This window comes from Clostridium gallinarum (genome assembly GCF_014836325.1).
In the GTDB taxonomy this organism is placed as follows: domain Bacteria; phylum Bacillota; class Clostridia; order Clostridiales; family Clostridiaceae; genus Clostridium; species Clostridium gallinarum.
On sequence record NZ_JACSQZ010000044.1, the window covers coordinates 1 to 12,282 of the forward strand.

Below are 12,282 nucleotides of genomic sequence, written 5' to 3' on the forward strand. Positions count from 1 at the left end.
ATATTGTAATAGATACTTTTAAGTATATAGATGATTTATCACAAAATAGTTTAAATTCAAAAAATAATACATATATAATAAAAATAGTTAAAGATTATGTTGATAAAAATTATAGAAATGAAATATCAGTTGCTACAATTTCGAAGGATTTAAACATAAATTATAATTATTTATCTTATTGTTTTAAGAATGAAACTAATGAAAATTTAAGTTCTTATATAAGTAAGATAAGGGTTGAGAAAGCAAAAATATATTTAGAGGATTTTAAAATACCAATAGCAGATATTAGTGAAATGGTTGGATTTTCAGAGCATAATTATTTCTCTAAAATATTTAAAAAATATACATCTTTTACCCCTACAGAGTATAGAAGGTTGGTAAAAATAAATGATAAGAAAAGATAGTATTTTTAATAAACTGCTTTGGATTAGTAGTATATATATATCTATAATTTGTTTTATACTTACATTATTAACAGTGAATATATCTAAGAGAATAATTGTTGATCAATCTATAAAAAACTTTAGAAAAAATTACGAGTTTATTCAAAAAGATTTGGTGAATTATAATTACGAAATAATACAAGCCTTAACTAAAATAAGTAAAAGTGAAATATTTAGGGAGTATTTAAGCGAACCTATAGATGATAGTGTAAAACAGTTTAATATGGTAGTATCCTTAGGGAACTACATGGAATCTAATAAGGAATACTTAACATCTACAAATTCACATATTGTTGCAGTTGGAACTAATTCTATGTATTATTCAACTAACTCATTACATTGGGATATAGAACTTAAAGATGTTTTTGATAAGTTAGATATAGAAAGTGAAAATAATATAGGATATAAGATAGCAGATACTTCAAATATTAAGTCGGTAAAATATAAAAATTCTCTTTTAGCAATTAAGCCATTAATAGATAAAAATAATAAATCAAAACTATATGGTCATATGTATTTAGTAATTGATGAAAGATATATTTATAGTATGTATGAAAAGTATTTAAATGATGGTATGACATTTATATTAATATCATCTGATGGACAAGTTATGTCAAGTAATGAAATAGATAAGATAACTACTTATGATTATGATTTACTAGAAAAGTGTAAGTTAAATGAAAACGGTAAAACTATTCAAATAAGAAAAGGACAATATAGTCATACATTAATATCTAACTATATCCCATTTTTTGATGCTTATTTTGTAGCTGATATAAATCATAATGCTGTATCAAATAATTTAAATAATCTAAAATATTATATGATTTTCATAATTGGCGTAAGTCTATTATTGATGCTTATATGTATATATACAATATCATATAGGTTTTCCAAACCTTTATTATCATTAGTAGATTTAATGTCTAAAGGAACTCTAGAGCCTTTAATATATAATAAAAATAATATGAATGAAACTTATGAAATAAGAGTTCTTACAAATGCATATGATGATATGGTAAAAGAGATAGATTATTACGTAAAGAACTTAATTTCAGAAGAGGAAGAAAGAAGAAAAGCTGAATTAAATGCTTTGCAAATGCAAATAAATCCACATTTTTTATATAATACTTTAAGTACTATAAAGTATTTAGCAAGAAGTGAAAAAATAAATGAAGTAGATAAAACTATAGATGCATTAATTTCTATTTTAAGAAATACTATAGGAACCACTGAAGAAATGTCTACAATAAAATCTGAAATTGAAAATTTAAAACAATATATTTATATTAATAAATTAAGGTTTGGAGCATCAACTAATGTTACCTTTGAGGTTAATGAAGATTGTGAAAATATATTAATTCCTAAATTAATAATACAGCCATTTATAGAAAATGCTTTCTTTCATGCTTTTACAGGAAAAAATAGTGGAGAAATTAATGTTTTTATAAATAGAAATATTAATTTTATAGTTATTGAAATAATTGATAATGGGATAGGAATGAAGGAAACAGATATAAATAAGATTAAAAGTAAAAAGTTAAAAGGTGGTATAGGGATAAAAAATGTAGATGAGAGAATAAAGCTTATTTATGGAGAAGAATATGGAGTTAAGATAGTTAGTGAAAAAGATTATGGAACTATTGTATCTATCAAAATACCTATAAATAAAAAAGAAAAATAGAATTTATAAATCAAATGATATTTTTTAAAGATATATGTTAATGGAGATAGTTAGATTTTACTATCTCCTATTTAAATTGTATAGAAAACAAATAGCAATACATGAAAAAGTATCAATTATATGAAAAATTCCTAATAGAAAATATATAATTATAAAATATTAGCAAAAGAACAATAATGTTTACTAAACGTTTACATAGGAGAGCTGTTATTATATATACATAAAGAGAATTTGGAGGTATTAATATGAAAATTAAAAAATTGTTAAGTACAATTATGGCACTTACAGTAACAACTACAATTTTAGCGGGATGTGGAAGTAAAGCTGTAGAAGATAATACTACTGAAGGTGAAGGAAATAAATTAGTAGTTTGGTGTTGGGACCAATCTTTTAATGGAGCAGCTTTAAAGATAGCGGAAGATCTTTATAAAAAGGATAATCCAGATTTTACTTTAGAAATAGTAGATATGTCAAAAACTGATTTAGAGCAAAAACTTAATACGAATTTAGTATCGGGAGTTACAAGTGGTTTGCCAGATTTTATTTTGGCAAATGATATAAATATAGCTAAATATATTAATTCATATGAGGGAGCATTTGCAGATTTATCTGGAAAAATTAATTATGATGATTTTTCTCAGTATAAAGTTGAAGGGATTACTATAGACGGAAAACAATATGCAATACCTTTTGATATAGGATCAGCAGGAATGTTTTATAGAAGTGATTATTTAGAAGAAGCTGGATTTAAAGCAGAAGACTTAGAGAATATAACTTGGGAAAGATATATTGAAATTGGTAAAGTAGTTAAAGAAAAAACTGGAAAGGATATGCTTACAGTTAATCCAAATGAAGATACATTAATTCCAATAATTTTAAACTCAGCTGGTTCTTGGTTTACAACAAAAGATAATAAAGCTAACTTTGTTGGAAATGAAGCTTTAATAGAATCATTAAAAGTATTTAAGGAATTATCTACTTCTGGAATAGCAAAACCAGTAACTGGATGGAGCGAATTTGTTGGTAGCTTTAATAATGGTGATGTTGCAACAGTAATTTCTGCAGTATGGCAAATTCCAACTATAATGGATTCAAAAGATCAATCAGGTAAATGGAGAGTTGCGCCTATTCCAAGATTAAGTAATATAGATGGTGCTAAGAATGCCTCAAATGAAGGTGGTTCTAGCTGGATGGTATTAGAGTCATCAAAAAATAAAGATTTAGCAATAGATTTCTTAGCAAAAACTATTGGAGGAAATAGTGATTTTTATACTGAATTCTTAACTAATAATGGTGGAGTTGGATCATATACAAAAGCATTTACAAGTGAAGCATATTCTAAGGAAATAGAATTCTTTGGTGGACAAAAAGTTTATCAAATATTCTCAGAATGGTCTAAAGAAGTACCAGGAATAACTATAGGTATGTATACTCAAGAAGCAAAAGATGCTTTAAAAACTGAGTTCTCAAACATAGTAAATGGTGGAGATATAGATAAGTCTTTAGAAGCTATGCAAAGTTTATTTGAACAACAAGTACAATAGGAATGAATAATGAAGAATGTAAAATGAAGAATTTAGGGAAAAACTCCTGAAGGAGTTTTGAGAAATAAATAGTAATTTGGCACAAATTACATCATTAATTTTACATTATTAATTCTTAATTTTTAATTATAAATGGGAGTTGTCTTAGGCAGCTCCCATTTATAAAAAGACGATTTAGGGTGGTGGACTTTATGCAGAATAATTTAATTATTAAAAAGAAAAGAAAAATTAATATAAATACTTGGAAGTTTATATTACTTCCAACATTATTAATAGTATTATTTAGTTTTTATCCTATGGTAAAGGCACTTATTTTATCATTTCAATCTGGAAAAGGCTTATCTACACAGTTTAATGGTATAAATAATTATATTAGATTATTTAGTGATCCAGTTTTTAAACAATCTGTATTTAATACTTTAACTTATTTAGTAATACAAGTTCCTGTTATGCTTATTTTAGGATTAATTATTGCTAATTTATTAAACAATAAATATATAAAGTTTAAGGGATTTTTTAGAACAGCAATATTTTTACCTTGTATAACATCTTTAGTAGCTTATTCAGTATTATTTAAAAGTTTATTTTCAGTAGATGGAGTTGTAAATAAGTTTTTAATGTTTATAAACGTGATAGATCAGCCCATTGCTTGGTTGTTAGATCCATTTTGGGCAAAGATAGTAATAATTATAGCTATAACATGGAGATGGACAGGATATAATATGATGTTTTATTTAGCAGCAATGCAAAATATAGATACTAGTATTTATGAAGCAGCTAAAGTTGATGGAGCTACAGGAATAAGACAATTCTTTAAAATAACAGTTCCGATGTTAAAACCAATAATTTTATTTACAGTAATAACATCTACAAATGGTACATTACAACTGTTTGATGAAGCTATGAACATAACAGCTGGTGGGCCTGGAAATGCAACCATGACTATATCTCAATATATATATAATTTATCCTTTGTTTATACTCCTAACTTTGGATATGCAGCAACAGTTTCTTATGCAATAGTATTTATGGTAGCAGTTTTAGCAATAATTCAAAGTAAAGTGGCAGGTGAGAAAAATGAGTAAGAGAAGTAAAATTTTTTCATATATATTTTTAATTACTGCATCAGCATTATCAATTTTTCCATTTTTATGGATGATTATTGGTGCAACTAATTCCTCAGTAGACATTACAAAGGGGAAACTTTCATTTGGTGGAGAGTTTATAAATAACATAACTAATTTATTTAATAATGTTGATGTAATGGCTGGGGTAATGATATCACTTAAAGTAGCTTTTTTTGGTACTATTTTAACTCTTGTTATTTGCTCTATGGCAGGTTATGGATTTGAAATATTTAAAACAAAAACAAGTGAAAAGGTAATGGGATTTGTTATGTTGTCAATGATGATGCCTTTTGCAGCAATTATGATACCTTTATTTAAACTTTTTAGTGGACTGGGATTATTAGATACTAGTGCAGCATTGATTTTACCTAGTGTATCTACTGCATTTTTGATTTATTTCTTTAGACAAAATACACAAGCATTTCCACGTGAAATACTAGAAGCAGCAAGAGTTGATGGGGTAGGAGAGTATGGATCCTTTTTCAAGATTTATATACCAACAATGAAATCAACTTATGCAGCAGCAGCTATAATAACATTTATGAATTATTGGAATTCATTTTTATGGCCATTAATATCAATACAAAGTCCAAATAAAAGAACGTTGCCTCTATTAATATCATCTTTAGCAACGGCTTATAGTCCAGATTATGGTATGATAATGGTATCAATAATAATTACCACAATACCATCAGCATTAATTTTCTTCTTGATGCAGAAAAACTTTGTAGAAGGTATTGTTGGATCAGTTAAATAGTAAAAGGAGAGAGGTTAATGGAAAAGATATTTAATGAATTTTTACATGGAGCAGACTATAATCCAGAACAATGGCTTGATTATCCTGAAATATTTGAAAAAGATATTGAGCTTATGAAAAAGGCACATTGCAATGTTATGTCCGTTGGAATATTTTCTTGGGCAGCTCTTGAACCAGAAGAGGGAGTATTTAATTTTGAATGGCTTGATAAAGTTATAAGTACCTTATATGAAAATGGAATAAGTACAATACTTGCAACTCCAAGTGGAGCAAGACCAGCATGGTTATCACAAAAGTATCCAGAGGTTTTAAGAGTATCTGAAACTAGAGTTAGAAATCTTCATGGATTTAGACATAATCATTGTTATACTTCACCTGTATATAGAGAAAAAACAGCGATTTTAAATGGAAAGTTAGCAGAAAGATATGCGAGTAACCCAGCAGTTATTATGTGGCATATTTCTAATGAATTTGGAGGAGAATGCCATTGTGATCTTTGCCAAAATGAATTTAGAAATTGGCTTAAAGAAAAATATAAAACTTTAGATAATTTAAATAAAAAATGGTGGACAACATTCTGGAGCCATACATTTACTTCTTGGGATCAAATAGAAAGTCCATCACCTATAGGAGAAAATCAAGTTCATGCTTTGAATTTAGATTGGAAGAGGTTTGTAACTGATAGAACTATAGATTTTATGAATCATGAAATAAAAACAGTTAAAAAGTATAATCCAAGTATACCTGCAACTACTAATTTTATGTATTATTATGAAGGATTAAATTATTTTAAGTTTAAGGATTATGTAGATGTTGTATCTTATGACTCATATCCAGAGTGGCATAGTGAAGATAATAAAGAAGTTGCATATAGAGTAGCTGCTTATTTTGATATTATGAGAAGTATAAAAGGAAAGCCATTTATGCTTATGGAAAGTACACCTAGTATGACTAATTGGCAAAGGGTTAGCAAGCTTAAAAAGCCAGGTATGCATAAACTAGCATCATTACAAGCTATAGCTCATGGTTCTAACACAGTTCAATATTTCCAATGGAGAAAAAGTAGAGGATCAAGCGAAAAGCTACATGGAGCAGTAGTAGATCATTATGGAAAAGAAGATAATAGAGTATTTAATGATGTAAAAGAAGTTGGAGAAACTTTAGAATCTATTAAAGAAATAATTAATACTAATGTAAAAGCGGATGTAGCAATAGTATATGATTGGGAAAATATGTGGGCTTTAAATGATTCACAAGGTCCAAGAAATATAGGATTAAATTATATTGATATAGTTATGGATTACTACAAAGTCTTCTGGCAACAAGGAATAAATGTTGATTTTGTTGATATGGAGTCTAATCTTGATAAATATAAATTAGTTGTTGCACCAATACTTTATATGACTAGAGATAATTTTCAAGATAAGATTAGAAGCTATGTAAAAAGTGGTGGCAATTTTGTAATGACATACTTCTCAAGTATAGTAAATGATACAGATCTTTGTTACCTTGGTGGATTCCCAGGAAATCTTATGGATGTATTTGGATTAAGAAGTGAAGAAGTTGATGCTTTATATGAATATGAAAATAATGAAGTTACATTATATAAAAATAATAAATCATATAAATGTACTGAAATATGCGATTTAGTTCATGTAAAAGAAGCAGAAGTTTTAGCAGAGTATAATGAGGACTTCTATAAGGGAAGACCTGCATTAACTAAAAATAATTTTGGAAAAGGCACAGCTTATTATATATGCTCTAGAATGGAAGAAAGCTTTAATGAGGAATTCTTTAAGGAGCTAATAAATGAATTAAAGATAGAGAGAAATTTAAATATAAATTTACCAAAAGGAATATCAGTTTCAACTAGAGAAAATGATAATAAAAAATATTTCTTCCTTCAAAATTATTTAAATGAAGAAAAAGAAGTTGATCTTGAAAATTATATTTTAAAAGATTTAATAACAGGAAAAGAATATAGTGGTAAAATAAAATTAAAATCATATGAAATATTAATTTTAGAAAAATAAATTACAAGAAAGTAGCGAAATTATATAAAGTTTCACTACTTTCTTTTTATTGTTTAGACTATTTATAAAAATATTAGCTTTTGAATAAACCTTGTAATTTCAAATCTTTAGTTTGAAGTGTTAAATATCATAGAAAGGTGACTTGGAGCTTGCGACGGTTTAACACTTTTTTACTATAAAGATGATATTAAAAATAGACTATTTATTTTAAATATCGATAAAATAAAGTATAATCTAACATAGAGAGATTCTTAAAATAGAGAGTGAGGTGGAGTAAATGGAAGCATCGGTTTTATTAATGATAGCATATGCCATTAATATTACATCAGCTTTGTCACTAATATTTATAGAACGTAAAGAACCTAATACAACATGGGCATGGTTATTAATTTTATTAATATTGCCTGGAATAGGATTTATACTATATTTATTGTTTGGTCAAAATTTAAGTAGACAGAAAATATTTAAAGAAAAAAAGGGTAGTGATGAAAGAAAATCTAGGGAATTAAGAGAGAAATTTAAGGAAGAAGAGAGAAATGGAAACATATCAGAGGAATTTATAGAGCTTATTAAGATGAATTATAATAATTCAAAAGCTGTATACACTACTGGAAATAGCATTGAAACTTTTATAAGTGGTGAATATAAATTTGAGAGATTAATAAAAGACATAAGAGCAGCTAAGAACTTTATACATATTGAATATTATATATTTAGATTAGATTCTTTAGGAAAAAAAATAATTGATGAACTTAAAAAGAAAGTAGATGAAGGTGTAGAAGTTAGATTATTAGTAGATGGAATGGGATCTAAAAGCTTAAGAGGAAAACAAATAAAATATATAAGAAGCCTTGGTATAAAATTTCATGTGTTTTTTCCAGGAATTTTACCTTACTTGAATATTCGTTTAAATTTTAGAAACCACAGAAAAATAGTTGTTATAGATGGTAAGGTTGGCTATGTTGGAGGATTCAATGTAGGAGATGAGTATGTAAATAAAGGAGATCAATTTGACTTTTGGAGAGATACTCATGTAAGGATTCAAGGAGAAGCTGTTAATGAATTAAATAAAAGATTTATATTAGATTGGGACTATGCATCAGAAGGTGAACTTAAAGATTATAGTAAATATTTTATAAATGAAAAAGAATATGGAGATATTGGAATACAAATAATATCTTCAGGACCTGACCATAAGGAAGAATATATTAAACATGCATATATGAAAATTATTAATAATGCTAAGAAAAATGTTTATATTCAAACACCTTATTTAGTACCAGATGAACCTATGAAAGAAGCAATAAAAATTGCTGCTTTATCAGGAATAGATGTTAGAATTATGGTTCCAGGAAAACCAGATCATTTCTTTATGGAATGGATTTTAAGTGCTAATATGGGAGAACTTTTAGAATGTGGAGTAAAAATATATAGATATCAGAAAGGTTTTATTCACTCAAAAACCATAGTTGCAGATGGAAAAGTTTCAAGTATAGGTACAGCAAATTTAGATATAAGAAGCTTTCAACTTAATTTTGAAATAAATGCAATTATATTTGATGAAATAGTTGCTAAAGAGCAAGAAAGAATATTTGAAAAAGATATAGAAAACTGCAACTTAGTAACTTTAGAAGAATACCAAAATAGAGGAAGAATTATAAGAATAAAAGAAGCACTTATTAGTTTAATAGCACCAATTTTATAAAAATGCGAACATTTTTAAAATGAAAAATTAAAAATTAAGAATGAAGAATTAAGGAAAAAAATCCTTTGGATTTTTGATTAAAAGGTGCTTTGCACCAATATGAATTAAATTTTGCTATGCAAAACAACCTTAATTTTACATTCTTAATTCTACATTTAAAGATTGCTTTGCAATCTCGCACAAGTTTTTAAATATTCAAAAAATATTGACAATATGGTTTTATTTGGTATAATTATAAAAAAAGAATTTAAATTATAGGAGAATTTTATGAAAAGAATTGCAAGTATATTAGCAAAATTTAATAGCTTTTTTTATTTTATATTCTGGGGCTTTTTATTTAGCGCTGGCTATTTGTTTTGCAAAAAGAATAATTCTTTTCAGGTGAGTTTTTAATATAAATTTATATATTTTTTTGTAGATATATGGTGATTATTATAAGAGGACTCCTTGGAGTTCTCTTTTTTAATTCTTTAGAAATTATAAAAATGTTACCTTGTGAATAATATTTTTATAATTTTCAACATTAAGTTTGTAAGTGTTAAAATATCGTAGCAAGGTTACTTGGAGCTTGCGACGGAACCTTGATATGATACTTTAACACTTTATTAATATAACAATAAATAAGGGGGCTTTATTCATGATAATAATTTTAAAACCAAAAACTAAAGAGGAAGAAATAAAAAGATTAAGCGAGGAATTAGAAAATCAGGGTGTAAAAGTAAATCCTGTAATTGGATCTGACTTAATTATATTAGGACTTGTAGGTGATACTAGTAAAATTGATCCATTAAAGATTGAAGCAAATGATATAGTTGAAAGGGTTATGCATGTTCAAGAGCCTTTTAAAAAGGCTAATAGATTATTCCATCCTGATAATTCAATTATAAATGTTAATGGACAAGAGATTGGTGGAAATAAAATTTCTATGATTGCAGGACCATGTTCTGTTGAAAGTGAAGAGCAATTAACGTTTATAGCTGAAGAAGTTAAGAAATTAGGGGCAAATTTCTTAAGAGGTGGTGCATTCAAACCTAGAACTTCACCTTATAGTTTCCAAGGTTTAAAACATGATGGACTTGAACTTTTAAAAATTGCAAGGGAAAAGACAGGATTACCAATAGTTACAGAAATTATGTCTCCATATGATGTTGAGGTTTTTGAAAGAGATGTTGATGTTATTCAAGTTGGAGCAAGAAATATGCAAAACTTTGATTTATTAACTGAATTAGGTAGAACTAGAAAGCCAATACTACTAAAAAGAGGTTTATCTGCAACAATAGAAGAATGGCTTATGTCAGCAGAATATATAATGGCAGGAGGAAATGAAAATGTAATTCTTTGTGAAAGAGGAATAAGAACTTTTGAAACATACACAAGAAATACATTAGATTTAAGTGCTATACCAGCAGTTAAAAAGTTAAGCCATTTACCTGTTATAGTAGATCCAAGCCATGCAACAGGAAAGAGATTTATGATATCTCCACTTGCAAAGGCAGCTATAGCAGTAGGAGCAGATGGGCTTATAATAGAAGTTCATAACAACCCAGAAAAAGCACTTTGCGATGGGCCACAATCAATAAGACCAGATCATTACGAAACCCTAATTCAAGAATTAAGAGCAATTGCAGGAGCAGTTGGAAGAGAGTTATAATAAATGAAGAGTTAAGAATGAAAAATGTAAAATTATTGTTGAAATTCAGCTTTAGCTGAATTTCTTCTATAATTCTTAACTCTTAATTTTAAATTTTACATTTAAAAGAGGTGTTTTTTAATGAAGTTAACTGTGGATTTGGAGTCTAATAGTTATGATATAATTATAGAAAAGGGAATACTTAACAATATAGCTAGTGAGGTAAAAGAAGTATTTAAAGGTAATAAGATTTTTGTTTTAACAGATAAAAATGTTGATAGATTTTATGGAGATAGTGTTGTTAGAAATTTAGAATCTTTAGGATATGAAGTTAGGAAATTGGTTTTAGAAGCTGGAGAGGAAACTAAATCCTTTTTTACTTTACCAAAGGTTTATGATGAACTTTTAAATTTTAAAGTAACTAGAAGTGATTTATTATTAACTTTAGGTGGAGGAGTAATTGGAGATTTAGGTGGATTTGTTGCATCTACTTACTTAAGGGGAATTCCTTTTATACAATGTCCAACATCACTTTTAGCTCAAGTAGATAGTAGTGTTGGTGGAAAAGTTGGAGTTGATTTAGATAAGGGAAAAAATTTAGTTGGTAGTTTTTATCAGCCTAAAAAAGTTATTATAGATCCGAATGTTTTAGACTCTTTAGATGAAAGAGTATTTAATGATGGAATGGCTGAAGTTATTAAATATGGGTGCATTAAAGATGAAGAATTCTTTTACAATCTTTTAAATTATAAAAATAAAGAAGAAGTTATGAACAATATTGAATATATTGTGCACAATTGTTGCACAATTAAAAAAGAAGTTGTGGAAAAAGATGAGAGAGACACTGGAGAAAGAATGCTTTTAAATTTTGGACACACAATAGGTCATGCAATAGAGCAATATTACAATTATAGTAAATATACTCATGGAGAAGCAGTTGCTATAGGAATGTATGAAATAACTAAAATAAGTGAAGCATTAGGAGAAACCGAAGCGGGAACATCTGAAAAAATAAAGGATATATTAATAAAATATAATCTACCATATAAATTAGATGTAGACTTAAGTGAAATAAGCGAAGCAATTTCTTTAGATAAAAAGAATTTAGGGAAAAAACTAAACCTAATATTCATTAGTAAAATAGGAAAAAGCAAAATAGTCGCAAGGGCTTTGCCCAATTAAAAATGAAAAATTAAGAATGTAGAATTGATGAAAAAACTCCTTAGGGAGTTTTAAAAAGACTTTTTTTAATGGTAATTATAAAATTGATTAATTATAAAATTATATTAAAATAAGTGAAATTTTAAAATAACTTTAAATTTAGTAATTTGGAACAAATTACATCAATAATTCTACATT

9 protein-coding genes are annotated in these 12,282 nt (G+C 26.9%); all 9 read left to right on the top strand.

Going from position 1 to position 12,282, the window contains the following annotated elements; genetic code table 11:
- A partial coding sequence (locus H9660_RS11445; protein WP_191750514.1) for a helix-turn-helix domain-containing protein occupies positions 1-404 on the top strand: 404 nt, incomplete at its 5' end.
- Positions 388-2,127, top strand: a complete 1,740-nt coding sequence (locus H9660_RS11450; RefSeq protein ID WP_191750515.1) for a sensor histidine kinase — start codon at positions 388-390, stop codon at positions 2,125-2,127. The genes H9660_RS11445 and H9660_RS11450, both read left to right, overlap by 17 nt.
- A gap of 245 nt (positions 2,128-2,372) precedes the next feature.
- The gene (locus H9660_RS11455) at positions 2,373-3,671 is read left to right on the top strand and encodes an ABC transporter substrate-binding protein (protein WP_207729466.1); all 1,299 of its coding nucleotides are present in this window, start codon (positions 2,373-2,375) and stop codon (positions 3,669-3,671) included.
- Positions 3,672-3,862: 191 nt separating this feature from the next.
- Positions 3,863-4,756 (top strand): carbohydrate ABC transporter permease, encoded by an 894-nt coding sequence (locus H9660_RS11460; RefSeq protein WP_191750516.1) that lies wholly within the window; start codon positions 3,863-3,865, stop codon positions 4,754-4,756.
- Positions 4,749-5,555 (top strand): carbohydrate ABC transporter permease, encoded by an 807-nt coding sequence (locus H9660_RS11465; RefSeq protein ID WP_191750517.1) that lies wholly within the window; start codon positions 4,749-4,751, stop codon positions 5,553-5,555. The genes H9660_RS11460 and H9660_RS11465 overlap by 8 nt, the downstream gene beginning before the upstream one ends.
- A gap of 17 nt (positions 5,556-5,572) precedes the next feature.
- A complete protein-coding gene (locus H9660_RS11470; RefSeq protein ID WP_191750518.1) occupies positions 5,573-7,588 on the top strand; it encodes a beta-galactosidase in 2,016 nt (671 codons plus the stop codon).
- A gap of 277 nt (positions 7,589-7,865) precedes the next feature.
- Complete coding sequence (cls, locus tag H9660_RS11475) at positions 7,866-9,293, top strand: cardiolipin synthase (RefSeq protein WP_191750519.1); 1,428 nt, start codon at positions 7,866-7,868, stop codon at positions 9,291-9,293.
- Positions 9,294-9,930: 637 nt separating this feature from the next.
- Entirely contained in the window at positions 9,931-10,944 is a 1,014-nt protein-coding gene (gene aroF, locus H9660_RS11480) for a 3-deoxy-7-phosphoheptulonate synthase (RefSeq protein WP_191750520.1), read from the top strand.
- A gap of 120 nt (positions 10,945-11,064) precedes the next feature.
- Positions 11,065-12,105, top strand: a complete 1,041-nt coding sequence (aroB, locus tag H9660_RS11485; protein ID WP_191750521.1) for a 3-dehydroquinate synthase — start codon at positions 11,065-11,067, stop codon at positions 12,103-12,105.
- Positions 12,106-12,282 lie beyond the last annotated feature (177 nt).